General features: G+C 40.7%; 15 protein-coding genes and 1 pseudogene. 12 read left to right on the top strand and 4 right to left on the bottom strand.

Annotated features, from left to right (window positions below):
- The first annotated feature begins 677 nt into the window (after window positions 1-677).
- Genes serC through ODU37_RS01625 form a run of 5 tightly spaced genes read left to right on the top strand, consistent with a single transcriptional unit; the run spans window position 678 to window position 4,407 of the window.
- The gene (gene serC / locus ODU37_RS01645; RefSeq protein ID WP_015646952.1) at window positions 678-1,769 is read left to right on the top strand and encodes a 3-phosphoserine/phosphohydroxythreonine transaminase; all 1,092 of its coding nucleotides are present in this window, start codon (window positions 678-680) and stop codon (window positions 1,767-1,769) included.
- On the top strand, window positions 1,769-2,326 hold the full coding sequence (locus ODU37_RS01640) for a GNAT family N-acetyltransferase (RefSeq protein ID WP_172041663.1): 558 nt from the start codon (window positions 1,769-1,771) through the stop codon (window positions 2,324-2,326). The genes serC and ODU37_RS01640 overlap by 1 nt, the downstream gene beginning before the upstream one ends.
- 53 nt (window positions 2,327-2,379) lie before the next feature.
- Window positions 2,380-3,561 (top strand): phosphoglycerate dehydrogenase, encoded by a 1,182-nt coding sequence (locus tag ODU37_RS01635; RefSeq protein ID WP_105134758.1) that lies wholly within the window; start codon window positions 2,380-2,382, stop codon window positions 3,559-3,561.
- A 2-nt stretch (window positions 3,562-3,563) separates the two neighbouring features.
- On the top strand, window positions 3,564-4,070 hold the full coding sequence (locus ODU37_RS01630; protein ID WP_105158922.1) for a methylated-DNA--[protein]-cysteine S-methyltransferase: 507 nt from the start codon (window positions 3,564-3,566) through the stop codon (window positions 4,068-4,070).
- Window positions 4,054-4,407: an arsenate reductase family protein gene (locus ODU37_RS01625; RefSeq protein WP_014735973.1), complete on the top strand. Its 354-nt coding sequence runs from the start codon at window positions 4,054-4,056 to the stop codon at window positions 4,405-4,407. Before ODU37_RS01630 ends, ODU37_RS01625 begins: the two co-directional genes overlap by 17 nt.
- A 16-nt stretch (window positions 4,408-4,423) precedes the next feature.
- Here ODU37_RS01625 and ODU37_RS01620 read toward each other — a convergent pair whose 3' ends face one another.
- Both ODU37_RS01620 and ODU37_RS01615 read right to left on the bottom strand, forming a co-directional pair.
- Window positions 4,424-5,323: a cation transporter gene (locus ODU37_RS01620; RefSeq protein ID WP_053867342.1), complete on the bottom strand. Its 900-nt coding sequence runs from the start codon at window positions 5,321-5,323 to the stop codon at window positions 4,424-4,426.
- A gap of 389 nt (window positions 5,324-5,712) precedes the next feature.
- Window positions 5,713-6,540, bottom strand: coding sequence for an exodeoxyribonuclease III (locus ODU37_RS01615; RefSeq protein WP_012775042.1), 828 nt, complete (start codon window positions 6,538-6,540; stop codon window positions 5,713-5,715).
- Between the two features lie 155 nt (window positions 6,541-6,695).
- Between ODU37_RS01615 and ODU37_RS01610 the strand changes: the two genes are divergently transcribed.
- The 3 genes from ODU37_RS01610 (at window position 6,696) to ODU37_RS01600 (ending at window position 11,071) form a co-directional block, all read left to right on the top strand.
- Entirely contained in the window at window positions 6,696-8,357 is a 1,662-nt protein-coding gene (locus ODU37_RS01610; protein ID WP_249562264.1) for a hypothetical protein, read from the top strand.
- A 159-nt stretch (window positions 8,358-8,516) separates the two neighbouring features.
- The gene (locus ODU37_RS01605; protein ID WP_011922209.1) at window positions 8,517-9,905 is read left to right on the top strand and encodes an amino acid permease; all 1,389 of its coding nucleotides are present in this window, start codon (window positions 8,517-8,519) and stop codon (window positions 9,903-9,905) included.
- A gap of 329 nt (window positions 9,906-10,234) precedes the next feature.
- Window positions 10,235-11,071, top strand: a complete 837-nt coding sequence (locus ODU37_RS01600; RefSeq protein WP_029172764.1) for a DUF975 family protein — start codon at window positions 10,235-10,237, stop codon at window positions 11,069-11,071.
- 17 nt (window positions 11,072-11,088) lie between these two features.
- Here the strand turns inward: ODU37_RS01600 and ODU37_RS01595 are convergent, their stop codons facing one another.
- Window positions 11,089-11,964, bottom strand: a complete 876-nt coding sequence (locus tag ODU37_RS01595; RefSeq protein WP_249562263.1) for a CPBP family intramembrane glutamic endopeptidase — start codon at window positions 11,962-11,964, stop codon at window positions 11,089-11,091.
- Window positions 11,965-12,086: 122 nt separating this feature from the next.
- On the opposite strand from ODU37_RS01595, the gene ODU37_RS01590 reads away from it, so the two are divergent.
- The 4 genes from ODU37_RS01590 to ODU37_RS01575 all read left to right on the top strand — a co-directional run bounded on the left by ODU37_RS01590 (window position 12,087) and on the right by ODU37_RS01575 (window position 18,621).
- Window positions 12,087-12,698 carry a DUF3885 domain-containing protein gene (locus ODU37_RS01590; RefSeq protein WP_029172766.1) on the top strand — a complete coding sequence of 204 codons (612 nt, stop codon included), beginning with the start codon at window positions 12,087-12,089 and terminating at the stop codon, window positions 12,696-12,698.
- 470 nt (window positions 12,699-13,168) lie between these two features.
- Window positions 13,169-13,261 (top strand): putative holin-like toxin, encoded by a 93-nt coding sequence (locus ODU37_RS01585; protein WP_222132918.1) that lies wholly within the window; start codon window positions 13,169-13,171, stop codon window positions 13,259-13,261.
- 527 nt (window positions 13,262-13,788) lie between these two features.
- Window positions 13,789-15,519 (top strand): site-specific DNA-methyltransferase, encoded by a 1,731-nt coding sequence (locus ODU37_RS01580; RefSeq protein WP_194283626.1) that lies wholly within the window; start codon window positions 13,789-13,791, stop codon window positions 15,517-15,519.
- A gap of 3 nt (window positions 15,520-15,522) precedes the next feature.
- Window positions 15,523-18,621, top strand: a complete 3,099-nt coding sequence (locus ODU37_RS01575) for a type III restriction-modification system endonuclease (protein ID WP_105158918.1) — start codon at window positions 15,523-15,525, stop codon at window positions 18,619-18,621.
- A gap of 335 nt (window positions 18,622-18,956) precedes the next feature.
- Here the strand turns inward: ODU37_RS01575 and ODU37_RS01570 are convergent.
- Window positions 18,957-19,819 (bottom strand): annotated as a pseudogene (locus ODU37_RS01570) (IS4 family transposase); the annotation flags it as partial.

The raw sequence follows: 19,819 nt of genomic DNA, 5'->3' as shown, positions 1-19,819 counted from the left end.
AAATTATCCGTTGTCAAGAGCCTTGATGAGTGGGAGCGGGAAAGAACTAGACCAGTCTAAAAAGAGTTCATCAACAAGTCTTTATTTCTATTTGTTGAGCTGAAACAGTCTATTTCCAGACTGTTTCACTCCCACCCCCGCATAGTTCCAACTGTCTGGGGGACAGTTGGAAGTTGGAAATAGAGCGAACAAAGTTTGCTACAAAACTGTCTGGGAGACAGTTTGAGGTTGGAGATGAAGCAAACTCTGTTCGCATCAGTCGTATAGGTCAGATTTGGAGTGTGAAACACGAATTGCTGAGATTTGCTTCGCAAATCCTATCTCCAACCTTTAACAGTCCACTGGACTGTTAAACCCAATCAACCACTGCGCTGAGATGTTGACACGAACTCTGAGAAGCGAGGATGGACTTTCTGCCCAGCCTCAGCCTGTTACCTTGAAATGAGAAAGTAACAGAGTTCTATCTTCGGCTTCGTTTCCTAGGCTACTTTTGATTTTCATTGAAACCTGATAAATCCCTGTGAGGCAAGCGCCTCGTTTATGGCTAAAAGTAAGAGGTGCTTTAGAAAGTAGAATAAATATAAGAAATCCGAATATTTTTACAAAATAATCATATTTTATGGAATTGTCTGAATATTTGTGATATAATGAACAGACTAACTTAATGGAGGGATTTTATGACAATCTACAACTTCTCTGCAGGTCCTGCAGTATTGCCAAAACCAGTACTTGAACGCGCCCAAGCTGAATTCTTGGACTACAATGGTTCGGGAATGAGCGTTTTGGAGATGTCGCATCGCTCCAAGGACTTCGATGATATTATTAAAGGTGCTGAGGCAACGCTTCGTGAATTGATGGCCATTCCAGATAATTATAAGGTTATTTTCTTGCAAGGTGGAGCTTCTTTGGAATTCACAATGATTCCCCTCAACTTCGCTCAAGGCAAGAAAGCCTACTATCTTGTAGGTGGCTCATGGGGTAAAAAAGCCTATACTGAGGCTGTGAAGCTGTCTAAAACAATTGCCTTTGAACCAATTTTGCTTGGATCAACGGAAGATATTACCTATGCAGAATTGCCAACCTTCGATAAAAATGATATTGATCCAACTGCTGCTTACGTGCATTTGACAACAAATAACACTATTGAAGGAACAGCAGTTTATGATATTCCTGACACCAATGGTGTGCCAGTCATTGCTGATATGTCTTCAAACATCTTAGCGGCTCGCTATAATGTTGAAGATTTTGCCATGATTTATGCTGGTGCTCAGAAAAATATTGGTCCTGCTGGTGTGACGGTGGTGATTGTTCGTGAGGACTTCCTCAATGATCAACCAATGCTTTCAAGCATGTTGGACTACCGTATTCAAGCAGAAAATGACTCTCTTTATAATACGCCACCAGCTTATTCTATCTATATTTCTAAACTCGTCTTTGAATGGGTAAAAGAAATTGGTGGTGTTGATGAGATGGAGAAAATCAACCGTGAAAAATCTGGTTTGCTTTATGACTATATCGACCAGTCTAATTTCTATACAAACCCTGTTCGTAAAAAAGAAGAGCGTTCAGTAGCGAACATTCCTTTTGTCTCACCAAGTGAAGAATTAGATGCTAAATTTGTCAAAGAAGCAACAGCAGCTGGTTTTAAAAACATCAAAGGTCACCGTTCAGTAGGTGGGATGCGGGCGTCGCTTTATAATGCTTTCCCACGTCAAGGTGTGGTTGAATTGATTGAATTCATGAAAAAATTTGCAGCGGAGAATGCTTAATGGAAATTAGATTAGCACATCCAAATGAGATGGAGGCTATTGTCGATATTCTTGAAGATGCTCGTGCATTTCTAGCAACCTCTGGTATCAATCAATGGCAGGGAGAGTATCCTAATAAAGAGAATATCTTTGATGACATTCTTTCTGGCAGAGGTTACGTTGGTCTAGTTGACGGTAAGGTGGCAGCCTATGCCGCCGTTCATCGTGGTCAAGAAGTAGAATATGAGGCCATATATGAAGGAAAATGGCAGCATAATCATCCTGTATACACAACATTTCATAGAATTGCAGTAGCTGACGAATTTCGTGGTCAAGGAATCATACAAACTTTTTTGCAAGGTTTAATTGAAGGTCAAAAAGGACCGGATTTCCGCTGTGATACCCACGAGCAGAATAAGACAATGCAGCACATTCTAAAAAAATTAGGCTATGTCTATTGTGGTAAAGTCCCAATAGATGGAGAACGTCTAGCCTATCAAAAAATCAAGCAAAAGAGCGAGCGGAGTCTTTACCAGGAAATCAGTGAAGACGACCGTTGGTTACTCGGAAATAATTAATGAAATAAAGAAAGAAAAGGCGGCAGCTATTCCGCCTTTTTAGGTAAAAATAAATGGTATTTAGCGTACGTACTTTTAACAATATCAATCAAATTGGTCTTAAGGAATTAGGCAATAAATTCCAGATTGACGGAGATCATGCAGCAAATCCAGATGCCTTTATTATTCGATCTGAAAATTTGCATGGATTTGATTTTCCTGAAAATCTAAAAGCTATTGCCCGTGCTGGTGCAGGGACTAACAATATTCCAATCGAAGAGGCAACAGAGAAAGGTATTGTTGTCTTTAACACTCCAGGTGCCAATGCCAATGCCGTAAAAGAGGCAGTCATTGCTTCCATCCTCTTGTCAGCACGTGACTATATCGGAGCGACTGCATGGGCAAATACATTGTCAGGAGATGATGTACCTAAGCAGGTTGAAGCAGGTAAGAAGCAGTTTGCTGGGACAGAAATTTCAGGTAAGACTCTTGGTGTTATCGGACTTGGTGCTATCGGTGCGCGTATTGCCAACGATGCCCGCCGTTTGGGAATGAATGTTCTCGGTTACGATCCTTATGTATCAGTAGAAACTGCATGGACCATTTCAAGCCATGTCAAACGCGTGGATGACTTGAAAGAAATCTTTACCAATGCGGATTACATTACTGTTCATGTTCCTTTGACAGATAAGACACGAGGACTCTTCAATGCGGATAGCTTTGGTCAAATGAGAAAAGGAACAACCTTGATAAACTTTGCCCGAGGTGAATTGGTTAATAATGCTGATTTGTTTGAAGCAATTGAGGCAGGAGTTATCAAGAACTATATCACGGATTTTGGGACAGAAGAAGTGCTCAACAAGGACAACATTATCGTCTTCCCGCACGTTGGTGGGTCAACAGAGGAAGCAGAGCTCAACTGTGCCATTGCTGCTGGTCAGACCATTCGTCGTTTTATGGAGACGGGTGAAATTATCAACTCAGTTAACTTCCCAAATGTGAAACAATTCCTAGATGCACCGTATCGTATTACCTTGATTAATAAGAATATTCCTAATATGGTGGCAACGATCACAACGGCTGTATCTGAGTTGGGAATCAATATCGATAATATCATCAATAAGTCTAAAGGTGACTATGCCTATACTTTACTTGATTTGGATGAAGGGGATAAAGTGAAAATTGAGCAGTTGGTTGCTAAATTTGAAGCAACGGATGCAATTGTCAAAGTGCGTGTCATTCAGAATAAAAACTAATCATGCTGTATAAACAAGTCTATCACAGTCCACTTGGCCCCATGTCATTAATTGCTAGTGATAAGGGATTAAGAGGGGCCTGGTTTGAGGGACAAAAATATTTTGAACGAGGCTTGAATGAGAAAGCTATTTTAGCCTCCCATCCCATTTTAGACCAGACAGCTCGATTGCTTGACCAGTATTTTTCAGGGGATCAGGTGGACTTTTCAAACCTTCCATTAGAAGCTGTGGGAACAAATTTCCAAGAGCATGTCTGGCAATTATTGAAGATTATTCCGATGGGTCAGACGATTACCTATGGACAACTGGCTCAGCAACTGGGCCTTCGTTCTGGTCAGGCAGTAGGAGGAGCAGTTGGGCGTAATCCTTATTCTATTATTGTTCCTTGTCACCGAGTTCTCAATCAGAAAGGACAGTTGACAGGTTATGCAGGTGGACTGGATAAGAAAATCTGGCTCTTGCGACATGAGAATCCAGAATTTGAGGTGAAAGATGATTTTATTTTATGAGTATCCAAAATGTTCGACTTGCCGAGTAGCAAAGGCGGAGCTGAAGAGTTTGGGATTGGAATTTGAAGCTATTGACATTAAGTCAACACCGCCTAGTGCTGAAGAGCTAAAAGCTTGGATGGAGGCGACGGGACTAGAATTGAAAAAGTATTTTAATACTTCTGGGAATAGCTATCGTGAACTAGGTTTGAAAGATAAGTTTGATAGTCTTAGCTTGGAGCAGGCACTTAATCTTCTAGCTAATGATGGTATGCTGATTAAGCGTCCCCTACTAATTCAGGATGGTAAAATCTTACAGATTGGCTATCGAACAAAATACGAAAATCTCGGTTTATAAGCCGAGATTTTGTTTATTATAGCGCATATTCTATTGAAATATATTCATGATGTTTTTTCAAAAGATAGAGCATCTGAGGCTTATCTTCTAAGAGTTTTTGGATAATTTCGTGATGGACATTGTGGAGATTGATTTTAACGCGAATCTTCATGCCTTGTTTGAAAATATGGATTTCGACATCATTGCTATCTTCCTTTAAGTAAGGCTCCAATAGCTGATAGATAGAATCATGTATCTCAGGGAAATGGATCGTTCCGTTGGCGAGTTCCTTGAAAGATACCACTAATAAGTTCCAAGGTTCCTTAAATGAAATGATTGCTAATGCTAGTGTCAAAAAGAAGTCACCAGTATAATGCAGGAAGCCTAACCAAGAGTTGATAGGAACAAGATAGAGCAGAAGAATTGCAATTCCAATTGCACCTGAAATGAGTCCGTCTATAAGATTGCCTTTTGCTTCTGCTAATATGATAGTAGACAGATGATTGACTTTGGCACTCATATGGCGGTTGTATAGGTAAAGCCCCATGCAGACAAAAAACATGGTTATGGTATAAGGTAGAACGGGACCTGTAGTCATTTGATGACCGATTCCATGAACAAAGTAAGCAAAGGCTGTCGCGCTAGTTTCAAGTACAGCAAATACAAGGAGTAGTAGAGTTGCGAGAGATTTCATGATAGCGTAGAGAGGTTCTAGAAAATACAGTCCTTGAGGAAAAGTCTCGGTTTTCCGATGGCTATTTTTCGATATGTAAACTGCAACTAAGGACGAAATAAATGCTATTAGAGAAAAGACTCCGTCTAGGAGGAGGGCGTTTAGGTCAGTCATGATATAAACGGCAATGCCAGCTAGTCCAGATAAACCGTTCACAACAGAGGAAACAGTTAGAGATTTGCGTTCGATAATTTTATGGTCCATAATCCCTCCTTTTAATATATATATTTATTTTACCATAAAATGACATCGCTTTCAAATCAAGCAAATTAAAACAAGGTAGAGTGATAAGAAATAAAGGCTCAAAACCCTTGCAATAGACCTACGGGTTTTAAGCCTTTAATATCTGTTATCTGATAATTGAAATCATGTTATACTCTTCGAAAATCAAAATCAGACGTTGTTGACTTGATTTGATGAGTGAAAGGCTCTAGTGGAACCTTTCAGCCTGTTACCTTGAAACAAAATAGTAACAGGGTTCTATCTGCGTAAGTAGAAACGAACTACGTTCGCTCTATCTCCAACCTCCAAAGGTTCCCCAAACCTTTGGAGCTAGTCTGATTTTGATTTTCATTGAGTATTAATATCCACTATTAGAATGAAATCTCCATTACAATTGGTGTATGGTCCTGACGAGCACCGGAGTCAATCATATCTGACTTACTTACTTTGTCGGCGATGCGGTCGCTGACAAGCCAGTAATCAATTCTCCAGCCTGTGTTGTTGATTTTACTGGTGCGGCTACGTTGTGCCCACCAAGTATAGGCGTTGAGAACATCACCGTGCAAGTGGCGGAAGGTATCTGTAAAACCTTTTGCGAGAAGATTTGTAAAACCTTGACGTTCTTCATCTGTAAATCCTGGAGATTGACGGTTACTTGCGGGATTAGCAAGGTCAATTTCCTTGTGAGCAACGTTGTAGTCACCTGTTGCAAGAACAGGTTTGTGGCTATCAAGTTTTGCTAAGTAGTCAGCATACTGTACATCCCAGATTTGACGGTCAGCAAGTCGTTTCAAGCCATCACCAGCATTTGGCGTATAAACTTGTGTGACATAGAAGTCGTCAAATTCTAGCGTGATGATACGCCCTTCAGAATCCATGGTTGTTGGAGCACCAATCTCAGGGAAGGTAATGGTTGGAGTTAGATGGTTTTTGTAGAGGAAGAGCGTACCAGCATAGCCTTTGCGAGCTGGTTCTACAGATGAACGCCAGGTATTGGCATATCCAGGGAAGTAGCTTTCCAAAATTTCTAGATGCTTTTTAGTCGGTCCCTTATCTGACAATTTTGTTTCCTGAATGGCGATAATATCAGCGTCTTCTGTCACAAGTGTATCGATGACTGCGCGTGATAATAGGGCGCGAGGAGATTCTGCAGTCAATGCAGCGTTAAGAGAATCAATGTTCCAAGAAATGAGTTTCATAATTTTCCTTTTCTAGTCTGTTACTGTTTTACATTATACCAAAAATAAAAGTTGCAGGCGAATATGGAAACTTGAAAAAAATTTTATAATTCTTGTATTATAATATTAAAATTGTGATACAATAGAACTAATAAATCTGTGTCAAGGAGGTTATTATGAAAAGAAAATTATTTGTTTTTGCCTGGTTAGCCCTAGTTTTGGAAATGCTAATCTACTACTGGTACCAGCTGCCTGCTTTAAATATTTTGAGTGTGGACTTCTGGATATTTTTCCTTCAATCTGTCGGACTGGTTTGGCTCATACTTTCCATGTTCAGCTCCAAAGGTGCTTTTCAAAAGGTGACTAAGATTTCCGGTCGCCAAAGACAAGTAGATACCTATCAGATTAAAACCTCGCAACTGCCAGCTTACTTAAAATGGTTGGGACGAATTTGGGTATTGGTTGTCCTGGGGTTGCTGGGGCTGGGGCTTATCAACTCACGTGTATTTCGTGCTAAGGATTACGCTGCTGTCATAAGCGTCAAGGATGCGGATTTTAAAGCAGATTTTCCTGAAACAGACATATCCAAATTGGCTCTTTTAGACCGTGCCTCAGCCGAAAAAATCGGTGATACTTATCTAGGTACCATTGACAAGGTCTCCCAGTTTGGCATTTCGGATGATTATCGCCAGATTACTATCGGTCAGCAACCATTCCGTGTATCGCCTTTGGAATATAAGAATTTTTGGAAATGGCTGAGCAACCATCAAGATGGGATTGGTTACTACGTGAAGGTTAATCAGACAACAGGGAAGGCAGAACTTGCCAAGTTGAGCAAAGCCATGCACTATTCAGATTCCGAATTTTTACTGAATGATACCTTGCGTCATCTTCGCCTGCAATACCCGACAACTATTTTTGGGAAACCATCCTTCGAAGTGGATGACCAAGGAAATCCGTATTATATTGCAACGATTTACGAGCCAAAATTTGGACTTTCATCAAATGACCCGATTGGCGCTATTGTATTGGATGCAGTAACAGGGGAAAGTAAGAAGTATAGTCTGGAAGATATTCCAGAGTGGGTAGACCGTGTTTATTCAGCAGACAATGTTATCAGCCGTGTAGATGACCACTATACTTATCAAAATGGTTTCTGGAATACCATTTTCAGTCAAACTGGTGTGAAAAATACAACAGACAGCTATAATTATATTTCTATCGGCTCAGATATTTATCTCTACACAGGTATCACCTCAGCAACTGCTGATTCATCCAACCTTGGATTTATTCTTGTCAATATGAGAACTCGTGAAATTACCAACTACAAATTGGCTTCGGCGACTGAAACAGCAGCGCAAGAGTCCGCAGAAGGTGAAGTGCAGGAAAAAGGCTATAAAGCCACTGCTCCAAGCCTGGTTAAGTTGGCAGATACAGCCTACTATTTAGTATCCTTGAAAGATGATGCTGGCTTGGTTAAATCATACGCTCTTGTTGATGCCGAAGATTATCAACAGGTTACTGTTAACAACGATATTGCGCTCTTAATTTCTCAAGTCACAGGAACGGATGCTTCTAGCCTTTCAGGATTGACGGTGACTGAAAATGGAGAAGTTGGTGAACAGACTGAGGTTATCAGTGGAAAAGTAGAAGCTTTAGCGAGTCAAATAATTGGCGGTGCGACAATCTACTATATTGAGTCTGAGGGCAAGATTTACAAAGTCAAAGCAACGGAAGATAGTACAGATCGATTACCATTTATCAAAGTAGGAGATCACTTTAGCGGTCAGTTAGATAAGAAAAATTATCTTAAAAACTTTAAGGTTAATCCAGAATAATCATAAGAAAGAGTGAGGTAGAAAAGCCTTGCTCTTTTGCTTGTCGTCACCCATGCGAAATATTTCAACTTATGGTATAATGGGGCGTTGTGGTTCTCTGACAGGAATCGGTAGCTTGTTCTGTCGAGTATCCATATTCTTATTCTGAAGGAGTATTTTGTGAGTTTATTTAGAAAAAAACAAGCAGTCGGTCGCCATAGTCAAATGCGTCGGCATTTAGGCTTAGTTGATTTGATATTTTTAGGTATCGGTTCGATGGTTGGAACAGGTATCTTTACGGTAACTGGTTTGGCAGCAGCCCAGTATGCAGGGCCAGCTCTGATTATCTCAATTGTTATTGCAGCAATTTCAGTCGGACTAACAGCCTTGTTTTACGCAGAATTTGCCTCGCGTATACCGACTAACGGTGGTGCCTATGGTTATCTCTACTCGGTTTTTGGTGAATTTCCTGCCTGGATTGCTGGCTGGCTGACAATCATGGAATTCTTGACTGCTGTATCGAGTGTTGCATCTGGTTGGGGAGCTTATTTGAAAGGACTCCTGGCTAATTTTGGTATCGCTATGCCGACAGCTCTGAATGGAACTTTTAACCCCGCTGCAGGTACCTATGTAGACCTCTTACCAGTTCTCGTCTTGATTTTTGTGGTAGGAGTGGTCTTGCTTAATTCTAAGGCAGCTCTGCGTTTCAATTCAGCCTTGGTAGTTTTGAAATTTTCAGCGTTGGCTTTATTTATTTTAGTAGGGTTATTCTTTATCAAACCAGAAAACTGGTCGAACTTCTCTCCTTTTGGTTTTGGTGCCATTTATGGTGGACAAGCAGGAATTATGGCAGGAGCGTCTCTCATGTTCTTTGCCTTCCTGGGATTTGAGTCTATTTCATTAGCAATTGATGAGGTGAAAAAACCTGAGAAGAATGTACCAAAGGGAATCGTGTTGTCTCTATCCATTGTAACAATTCTTTATATTGTAGTGACATTAGTATTGACTGGTATGGTTCACTATACTAAGTTGAATGTGGCAGATGCGGTAGCCTTTGCACTTCGAGAAGTTGGATTGGATTGGGCAGCGAGTTATATTTCTATTGTTGCAATCCTAACATTGATTACAGTATGTATTTCGATGACCTACGCCTTGTCGAGAATGGTCTATTCCATCAGTCGTGATGGTTTGCTACCGAAATCATTGAGCCGATTGACACAAACAAGTAAGGTTCCTAAAAATGCGACCATTCTTGTGGGGATTTTTGCAGCTATTTGTGCAGGTATTTTCCCACTAGCAAGTATTGCTTCCTTCCTCAATATCTGTACCTTAGCTTATTTGATCATGCTGGCGTTGGGTATTATTCGTCTGCGTCAAGTCGAAGGATTGCCAAAAGATGGACAATTTAAAACACCTCTTGTTCCCTTGTTACCTATCCTCTCGATTATCATTTGTCTTTCATTTATGTTCCAGTATAGTTTAGATACTTGGTTGGCATTCGGAGTATCCTTGGTTATTGGAATTTTGATTTACTTCTGTTATGGCTATCGTCATTCGGAAGCAAAATAATAGATTTCCCTTCTTTATTTGAAGGGATTTTTTGTACAATTTTTTTATAGAAATAATGGAAAACTTAAAAATAAAATAGTATAATATATATAACGTTACAAATATATGAAAGGAGAAACGTATCCACAGTAGCCTAGAGAGTATGGTGTTAATAAATTATTAGGAATCCCTTCGTATTTTGGAGGGATTTTCCTGTTTTTAAGAGATGTTCTGGAAAATTAATGGATAAAGTTTTATACTAATAGTAGGATGGTAAAGTAGTCCGATGTAGATAGAATATTTGCGACGTGACTTTATAAATAAGGAGAGAAAATTGGAGGGGAATTGTGATGAGGACGAGTGATATAGTATCAAGAGCGATGATGACTCGCGAGCGGACAAGAGGTACAACACTACTATTTTTACCCTCCATTTTGCTATCTATTGTTTATGCTATACCAGTAACAATTTTTCGCCTACTGACATTTCTAGAGCTCCGTCAAAACAGTGCTTTTGTGGAAGGGCGATTGGTTTCTTCAATCAGTTTGACCTATTTAGGTGAGTTCGGCTTCGCTCTGCTATTACAGCTATTCATCGGTCTGTCCTGTTTTCATTTATTGGAATTGTTAAGAGGGGATAGACAGGAGTTTTCTTTAAAAGATAGTTTTTCATTTCTAAAGACAGAATGGAAGAAGCCTATCTGGATCACTTTTCTTTATTATTATTTGCTTCTTTTTATGGCTGGACTTCCAGCTAATCTAGGGGCTGCTTTATTTATTAAAGGTTTCACAATGAGTAGTTTGATGGTCTTATCTCCTGGGGCAATGGCAGAGCTGGCAGTTCATCAGCCTAGTCAATTAATGAAGATAGGGGCTCCGATTTTCCTGCTAGGAATGATTATTTACCTTTTTGTCTACTATACCTACTCACAGGTTGTGTTTGTCTTGTATGACCATTTGGATAATGCTAGTTATACTGGTCCTCTGGCTGTATTTAGGGAAAGTCGTTTCTTGATGAAAGGGAACTATTGGCAACGTATTTGGTTAGATTTATCCTTTTTAGGTTGGTTTATTGGGGAATTATTGACCCTTCATTTGTTATCTTTTTTTGTGACTCCTTACTATCATTTATCTAGGACTATTTTCTACGAAAAATTGAAAAAACAAAGACTGTCAGCTGTAGAGTAGCTAACAGTCTTTTATGATTATAGGGAGCTTGTTTTGGGCTTGAAATAGAGGTCGTAAACCAACCAGGAAATCATTATTCCTTGGACAAGCAAGCTGATGACGGATCCTTCTACACCAAACTTTCCACCAGATAGCCACTCAGGACCAGTGATACCGATTTGAACAAAGGCCTGACCAGCATCGGTGCCGCTGACTGGGAAAGCAAAAACATTCCCTTGGAAACAGTTCCACGCAGCGTGTAAGCCACCAATCACCCAAATGTTTCCTGTTTTGAGCATAATGAGGCAGGCAAGAACGGCAAATAGGGTTAAATCCAAAATTGGAATGAGTGAAATAGCATTGTTCCCGAGGTGGAGAAATGTGAAGAAGAGGGAAGAAACAATGATACCAATAGGAATATTGTGTTTAGCTGAAAGTAATGAGAACATCCATCCTCTTGTTAGAATTTCTTCTGTCGTACCCTGGATAGACCAGGCAAGGATAAGGATGATAAATTCTCCGACTAATTTTGTAGAGAACTGGATGCTTGTAAATTCAATCGCGCCTAATCCCCACATGATGAGTGTGCAAGTGGTCAGCATTGCAGCTCCGATTCCCCACCCGAGTAGAAAATCTTTTCCCGCCCCTTTTTTGGTAAAACCAAGTCCTGCCCACGGGCTTTTTTCAATATACCGTGCCCATAAAATGACCATCAGACTGATAAAAGCGAAGGCGAACAGTTCAAAACTTACAGAAAGGGTTTCGCTAACTGGGAGTAAAAAGGTTACTGGAGTAAGAATAACCGCTCCTAGTGAATCTCCCACTATCAACAAAATAGTAGCTACAATAGGAGAGGTGAGGATGTTGAGATTGAAAGCTGATTGAGCTTTCTCATTAATAAATTCGGTTTTCATAGGACCTCCTTTTACTAGATACTTTACTAGTTCACTATTCTATCATATTTTTCCAAAGAAGACTAGACCTAATTTCCTAGTATATGGTAGAATAGTACAAAGCTATATAAGGAGAATAGTATATGGAATTGAATCAATGGCTGAAGTCCTTTCAACTGAAAGATAATCGACTAGTGGGCCCATTCTTCTATAGCACACCTTTTGCTCTTAGATTTGAAATCGGGCCTGCAGACGAAGCAGAAGAATTATCAAGAGCAATCTATCTTGAAAGAGCCTATGCACGTGCAGTAGAACTTTTTGAGCAGGCTAGTTCAGAATACGACTATGTGCTCCTTTCGCTCCTTCGACAGGAAGATAGGGATATAGACACCTACCTCTGGCATTTTTCATCGAAATTTAACTTCGACAAGCTTCCTGAGCCTGAGTTGATAGAAGTGGAGGATTTGACGGGAGATGTGCTAGTCTTTGAGCGCTATCTCTTTCCAGTTACCGACCAGGACCTGAAGGCTTTGTTGAGGGAGATTGTCAAAGCCGACCATGGAAGTTTTAACTATCTATCAAGTTCCGTTCTCTTCCTATCTAGTCAGGACAATATCATCTATCATTGCTATGATGATCGGGGAGTTGATGTCGCTGTGGTGGATGACGACAAGCGTCGCCAGCTCTTTACGGACTGCCATGACCTCCTTTTGGATTATGATATGGAGGAGATGGAGAGAAGGGTGAGGGGGTAGGAAACCACTACTAAAGGTGATATACCATCTCTTATATAAAAGTCCTTCACAAGTGAATACAGGTTCAAAAAATCCACAGTAAAATCTGTGGAAAATATGGTAGAATAGAACAGTAGAAAAGTTCCAAAAGCGGGGTGGAAATCTATTTTGGGAGGTGGCAACTTTATTTTTGATGGAAAGCAAAACTTTCTCATAAAAAAACGGGAGTGGGAAAGAACTCAACCATTCATAGAAGAGTTCGTTTTCCCACCCCCGCACAGTTGATTAGGTTAGATTTGGAGTGTAAAACACGAACAAATCTGCCAATCAACCACTGCGCTGAGATGTTGACACTAACTTTGAGAAGCGGTGCTGGGCTTTTTGCCCAGCCTCTAAAAGTTGCACTAATTCGATTTTTGAAAAATATCGTTTCAAAAATCTCACGTTAATACCAAAGACAATCAACATTTCTATTGATTTTACTCTAACTAATGTCTGCCGCAGAGGCTCTCGGGCTGATGTTTCAGTTTGGCACGTTACTAATTGTGCTACTGACATTTATTTTTAACAATCGTAAAAAATAAAAGACAGCCAACTGCTATGAAACTTTGACAGAGTGAACTAGCAGTAGCAGGTTGACTGTAATCTTCATTCGTCCCGTCTTTAAAATGCTCAAACAGTCTAGGAGACTGTTTGAGGTCGTTTCCCCAAAAAACAGAAGGAAACGAACACGGCGGATTGGGTTGGAGCTCAATCCCTTTTTCACACTCACTATATTACAAACTAAAATTGTTTGACAATTTTTTATCTACATCATCAAAAACGGCTTGACAGCCTAAGAAAAGGAGAATACCATGAGCAGAGCAGAGCAGAGCAGAGCAGAGCAGAGCAGAGCAGAGCAGAGCAGAGCAGAGCAGAGCAGAGCAGAGCAGAGCAGAGCAGAGCAGAGCAGAGCAGAGCAGAGCAGAGCAGAGCAGAGCAGAAGCTTGGAGAATACACTCAAGTTGAAAAGCTAGACCTAACTTCAAAAGATGTTTTATCAGACAATATTACCAAAATTGGTCAGCTTTTTCCTGAGGTTCTGACAGAAAGTAGTGATGAAAATGGCAGGTTGCGTCCAGCTATTGACTTTGAAAAGCTACGACAATTCCTTTCAAGAGACATTGTAGAGGGACGGGAGTCCTATGAGTTTACCTGGGTCGGCAAACGTGGAGCGATTGCCGAGGCTGGTAAACCGACCCACAAGACCCTCCGACCAGATCTTGAGGAAAGTGTTGATTTTGACAAGTCTGAAAATATCTTTATAACAGGGGATAACCTTGAAGTCCTCAAGGTCTTACAGGAGTCTTATCTGGGCAAGATTGACATGGTTTACATTGACCCACCTTACAATACAGGGAAGGACTTTGTCTACTCGGATAAATTCCAGATGAGTGAGGAAGAACTGGCAGATGAAATGGACCTGCGAGATGAGGATGGTTTGCAACGAGTGGGCTTGACTAAGAATGAAAAATCCTCCGCCCGCTATCACTCCGACTGGCTTAATATGATGTATCCCCGTCTAGTCCTTGCCCGAAACCTTCTCAAAGACAGTGGTGTTATCTTTATCTCCATTGACGACAACGAGCAAGCCAATCTCAAAGCTATCTGTGATGAGATATTTGGGGAGGAGAATTTTGTCGGCTCTCTTATTCATCAAAGAGCTAAGGGAGGAGGACAGGCAAAATTTGTAGTAAAAGGACATGACGTCATTCATGTTTATGCAAGAAGAATAGAATTTCTATCTCCGTTAGTCAAACCCAAAGTTATTCAGGGAAAAATCATTTCAAAGAATGGTATAGATTATCTAAAGAATGATGACATATATCGAAAACAATTTGGGAAGTATGAAAAAGGAACAGAAAGACGACTTTATTATGAAGATGCTTTAGAAGTAAAAGGGCAAAAAATAAAAGACGAAATTGATAATAGACTTTCAGCGGGGGAGATCTTTTTAGAAGAAAGAGAAAATGGGAAACATATTTTATATAGCTTGACCCCAGTTTCAGAAGCAACTTCTAAGCTATACTCAATAATAAAAGTATTATCAGAAGAGGGAAAGAATCGTTTGGAAGATTTAGGAATTGATGAGTTATTTTCCTATCCTAAACCGACAGATTTAATAAAGCAGATTGTACAGACTCATAATAGAAAACAGATGCTAATCCTCGACTTCTTCGCTGGTTCTGCAACTACTGCTGATGCCGTTATGCAGTTGAACGCTGAAGACGGTGGTAATCGTAAGTATATTCTCTGTACGCTGGACGAGCATGTAGCAGACAAGTCGGCTGCTAAAGAAGCGGGCTATGAAACCATTGATCAAATTTCTCGTGTGCGAATCCGTCGGGCTGCTAAAAAGATTCAGGAAGAACATCCAGAAACAGTTGGCAAGCAAGACTTTGGCTTTCGAGCTTACAAGCTGGACACTTCCAACTTCAAAGATGTCACCCAAACACCAGATAGCTTTAGCCAAGAAAGCCTATTTGACAGTGTTTCCAACATCAAAGACGGTCGGACAGATCTTGACTTGCTCTTCCAAATTATGCTGACTTGGGGTATGGAGTTGTCGCTTTCAATCACGAAAACTCAAATTGACGATACAGATGTTTACAATGTGGCAGACGGTGCCTTGATTGCTTGCTTTGCAGATGAGATTTCAGAAAGCGTCCTCCGTCAAATCGCCAAAGAAGAACCACTCCGTGCTGTCTTCAAGGACGAATCTTTTGCCAACTCCGCAGCAAAAATCAACCTAGGCCAAATCTTCAAAGAGGAAGCACCAAATACCAAAGTGAAGGTGGTGTAGGAGATGAAACTTCAATTTAAACAACAGCAATTTCAGTTAGATGCGGTGGCCTCTGTTGTAGATATTTTTGCTGGTCAGGGCAAGCATAGCGGTTTTGATTACCATATGGATAAAGGTCAGGGAATGGATGCGGAACTGGATATGAATTTTATCGGTTTCCGCAATGCTCCTATCCAGCTTTCACAGGACATTATCAGCCAGCAGGTACGAAGTCAGCAGCTCCGCTATGGACTTAAACCTTCCGAAAACCTATCCATCCAAAAAGTCGACGGTCGTCCGTCTTACAATTTGACCATTGAGATGGAGACAGGGACAGGGAAGACTTATACCTACATCCGCACCCTGATGGAGCTCAACAAGCAGTATGCCTGGCTCAAGTTTATCATCGTGGTGCCGAGCATTGCTATTCGTGAGGGAGTGCTCAAGTCCTTTGAAATCATGGCGGACCATTTCCAGATGGAGTATGGCAAGAAGCCACGCTATTTTGTCTATGATTCTAGCCGTTTGGGCGAGCTGGACAAGTTTGCCAACTCCTCGGACATTCAGGTCATGATTATCAACTCACAAGCCTTTAATGCCACTGGAGCAGATGCCCGTCGCATTCACACCGAGCAGGAAAGTTTCCGCTGGAGAAAGCCGATTGATGTCATTGCGGCGACCAATCCTATTTTGATTATCGATGAGCCTCAGTCGGTTGAGGGGAAAAAGACTAAAGAACGCTTGGAGGACTTCAAGCCTCTATTTACCCTCCGCTATTCAGCGACTCATAAGGACAAGCACGATATGATCTATCGTCTGGATGCCCTGGACGCTTACAATAAAAAGTTGGTCAAGAAGATTGCTGTTAAGACCGTGGAGCAGACTGCAACCACAGGAACACAAGGCTACCTTTATCTGCAAGAACTGGTTCCGCAAAAATCAGGTTCTCCTAAGGCTCGAATTGAGTTTGAAGTGCGGACCAAGTCAGGTGATGTCAAGCGTGTGACCAAATTGGTTGAAGAACCTTTTGCCCTCTTTGAAGAGTCAGGCAACCTACCAGCTTATCGGGACGGTTGGACTTTGAGTCATTTCGATGCACGTGAAGGTGAAAATTCTATTCAGATCGGTGCCAATCGCAAACTCTATGTGGGTGAAGTGATTGGGGAGACCAATGAAGATGATATTCGTCGTATTCAGATAAGAGAAACCATTGCCAGTCACTTGCAAAAAGAAGAACGCCTTTACAAACGAGGCATTAAGGTGCTATCCCTTTTCTTCATTGATGAAGTTGCCAAGTATAAGTGCTACGACGGGCAAAGTGAAGCCTACAATGGAACCTATGCCCAGATTTTTGAAGAAGAATATGAGGCTCAGGTCAAGGCTTTGTTGGCTGATCCCAATCTCCATGGAAGCAACTTTTGGCATTATCTCAATAAGCACCAAGAAGGCAATCCTGTTCACGCAGGTTATTTCTCCGTTGATAAGGTGAAAAAATCGGATAAGGTCAAGTTTGTGGACTATAAGTCTGCTACGGAGAAGAAAAATAACCAGTCCAACGATAAGGATGTCTATGATTTGATTATGAAGGACAAGGAACGACTCTTATCCTTTGAGGAACCTGTTCGCTTTATCTTCTCCCACTCAGCTCTCAAAGAAGGCTGGGACAATCCAAATGTCTTCCAGATTTGTACCTTGAAAAATACAGGTACAGAAACAGAAAAGCGGCAAAAGATTGGTCGTGGTATGCGTCTTGCCGTTGACCAAAAAGGTGTCCGTCAGGATGAGGAGCTTTTAGGAGCTGATGTTCATAACATTAACAAGCTGACTGTCATCGCCAATGAAAGCTACGAAGACTTTGCCAAGAATTTGCAAAAAGAACTCAAGGAAGTTCTGGCTGACCGTCCAAGTAAAGTGGAAGTGGACCTCTTTGTCGATAAAGTCTTGGAAAATGAAGCTGGTCAAAAACTGACTGTCACCAAGGAAGTGGCTAAAGAGATTGAATACCAGTTGATTAAGCAAGATTATATTGACAGCAAGGGGAATCTGACCGCTACTTATTTTGAACAAAAAGAAACAAGTCAGTTTACTCTATCTGAAAATCTGGCAGGCTATGAAGTGGCTGTAAAAGATATTCTAGAAACAATTTACGATGCTAATCGCTACCAGATTGAACGTGAAAATGATTCGGAAGTGGTTTTTGCCAGAGAAATCAACCCTGATAACTACAATCGCCAAGAGTTTAAGCGTTTGTGGGAAAGTATTCATCACAAGTCCACCTATTATGTGGAGTTTGATGATGAAGAGTTGATTGAAAAGTCCGTTAAGGTTTTAAATGAAGTCCTCTTTGTCAAAAAGCCAAGCTATATGATTACAGAGGCAGAAGCAAGAGAAATGAAGGCTGAACAAGGTTTGGATTTCAAGGTCAATAAGGACGGCAAGCGTCAGGCTGAGTTAGACAAGTCATCTATTCAACTCCGCTATGATTTGCTAGGAGAAATCGCCAGTCGCACGGAGTTGAAACGGAAAACAGTTGCCAATATCTTGAAACAGATCTCACCAAGCAAGTTTGACATGTTTGCCTATAACCCTGAGGCATTTATTCAACAAGCTAGCAGACTCATCAATGAGCAAAAGGCGAGTCAAGTGATTGAGCATATCCGCTACAATATCCTAGAGGAAACTTTTGATAGTTCCATTTTTACGGACAATCCTTTGAGTGGTAAGGTGTCAGATGCCAATATGCTCAAGTCTGAGAAGGGCGTTTATAATTATGTGAAGGTTGATTCTGGAACGGAGAGGAAGTTCAAAGAGGACTTGGAGCGATTCGACGATGTCATGGTCTATGCCAAATTGCCTAGCAAGTTTAAGATTTCTACGCCGCTGGGTGATTACAATCCAGACTGGGCTATTGCCTTCCGAGATGGTTCGGTCAAGCATGTCTACTTCGTAGCTGAAACCAAGGGTTCTATGTCAACCTTGCAATTGAAGGGGGCAGAGTTGGCTAAGATTGAGTGTGCTAAGGCCCACTTTAAAGCCTTGAAGGAAAAAGGATTGATTGCGGATGATAGGATTTATGATGTGGTTGATTCCTATGAAAAATTATTAGAAATCGTGAGAGGATAGGTTGCTGAGTAATCCTTCTCGCCACTGAAGGAGAATATTTATGGGTGCGTTTCTATTTTTTACATTTGCGATTTATTATCTGCTGGACATTGTCGCCATAGTCAAGGCTTTGTTTGGATTTTCAACAAGTGATGATTGCTGATTTGGAGAGGAGTTTTGAGCAATTGTATATTGAGTATAAATAAAGAGACTGGGCAAAAAGACCAATGTCATTAAGTTAAGCATTTAAGTAGCTAAAGAAACTATTCCCGTCTGAGCAGTTCATGACAAAACGGGAATAGTTTTTGTATTTAGGGCGCACAAAAAGGAGGTTTTTTAACCCAATTTTTCAACTATTATGTTACTCTATAAGTGAAGCTTACAGGTACCTTGCTTTTTATCTTTCTTTGGAAGGTTCGATTAGGTCGGACGATGGATAAATGTTTGGCAATGTAGGTTTCCAATTGGAAGGAAGTGAGTTCAGCTCTAAGAAATTTTCGACAGGCATAAACAGCGTCTGAAAAACAAATTTTATAAGTCTGTTTTAACTTTGATGTTTTAATGGTGACGTGTGAGGTTAGCCATTTACAAATATTAAAGTTGATAAAGCGAGCGTAGATTTCTTGGAGAATCCCTTCCTTCTTTTTTGCATGAAAATGAGTCAGACCGATACTGTATTTTAGGTCACGAAAACTGGTCTCTATGCCCCATCTGTAAGCATAGAGATCTTTTAATTTTTCTGGTGAATAATCCGTATTTGTCACCAAAGTTTCAAAGAAACCCGGCTTGATTTCGAGACGCACCATTCGAAAATGAAGTTCGTAAAACTGGAGTGGATCATTTTTTCGGCTAGAGCTTGGTAGAAAGTCAAAGGGTGAGTGATTAGGTAAACAGCGATAGTGATTAGGTAAATTTTGATACTGTTGTTTCATCTCATTGGTCTGTTTCCGGCAGATGTTTAGGTCAAATTTTTCATCAAAACAAGAGGTGTCAGGGAGGTTAAATCCTGACTTCATAGAATGATTCCCGTCACGAATACGAATAATATAGGACCAATTTCTTTCTTGACAGTGTGCCATGACATTGTAGGATTCATACCCTCTGTCCATAATAACTAGAGCTTGCTCGAAAGGGACAGCTCTCCATCATATCAATAAAAGCCGCACGCTCATCAAACTCCCGATTATCCTGAATCCGTAAATCGTGATAAATCTCTTGT

The organism is Streptococcus sp. 2021WUSS109 (assembly GCF_044427305.1).
GTDB classification, from domain to species: Bacteria; Bacillota; Bacilli; order Lactobacillales; family Streptococcaceae; genus Streptococcus; species Streptococcus suis.
This window is presented reverse-complemented; position numbering and strand designations above follow the sequence as displayed.

Coding starts and splice junctions, on each gene's coding strand:
- serC (WP_015646952.1), top strand. CDS start 678: ATGACAATCTACAACTTCTCTGCAGGTCCTGCAGTATTGCCAAAACCA.
- ODU37_RS01640 (WP_172041663.1), top strand. CDS start 1,769: ATGGAAATTAGATTAGCACATCCAAATGAGATGGAGGCTATTGTCGAT.
- ODU37_RS01635 (WP_105134758.1), top strand. CDS start 2,380: ATGGTATTTAGCGTACGTACTTTTAACAATATCAATCAAATTGGTCTT.
- ODU37_RS01630 (WP_105158922.1), top strand. CDS start 3,564: ATGCTGTATAAACAAGTCTATCACAGTCCACTTGGCCCCATGTCATTA.
- ODU37_RS01625 (WP_014735973.1), top strand. CDS start 4,054: ATGATTTTATTTTATGAGTATCCAAAATGTTCGACTTGCCGAGTAGCA.
- ODU37_RS01620 (WP_053867342.1), bottom strand. CDS start 5,323: ATGGACCATAAAATTATCGAACGCAAATCTCTAACTGTTTCCTCTGTT.
- ODU37_RS01615 (WP_012775042.1), bottom strand. CDS start 6,540: ATGAAACTCATTTCTTGGAACATTGATTCTCTTAACGCTGCATTGACT.
- ODU37_RS01610 (WP_249562264.1), top strand. CDS start 6,696: ATGAAAAGAAAATTATTTGTTTTTGCCTGGTTAGCCCTAGTTTTGGAA.
- ODU37_RS01600 (WP_029172764.1), top strand. CDS start 10,235: ATGAGGACGAGTGATATAGTATCAAGAGCGATGATGACTCGCGAGCGG.
- ODU37_RS01595 (WP_249562263.1), bottom strand. CDS start 11,964: ATGAAAACCGAATTTATTAATGAGAAAGCTCAATCAGCTTTCAATCTC.
- ODU37_RS01590 (WP_029172766.1), top strand. CDS start 12,087: ATGGAATTGAATCAATGGCTGAAGTCCTTTCAACTGAAAGATAATCGA.
- ODU37_RS01585 (WP_222132918.1), top strand. CDS start 13,169: ATGTCTGCCGCAGAGGCTCTCGGGCTGATGTTTCAGTTTGGCACGTTA.
- ODU37_RS01575 (WP_105158918.1), top strand. CDS start 15,523: ATGAAACTTCAATTTAAACAACAGCAATTTCAGTTAGATGCGGTGGCC.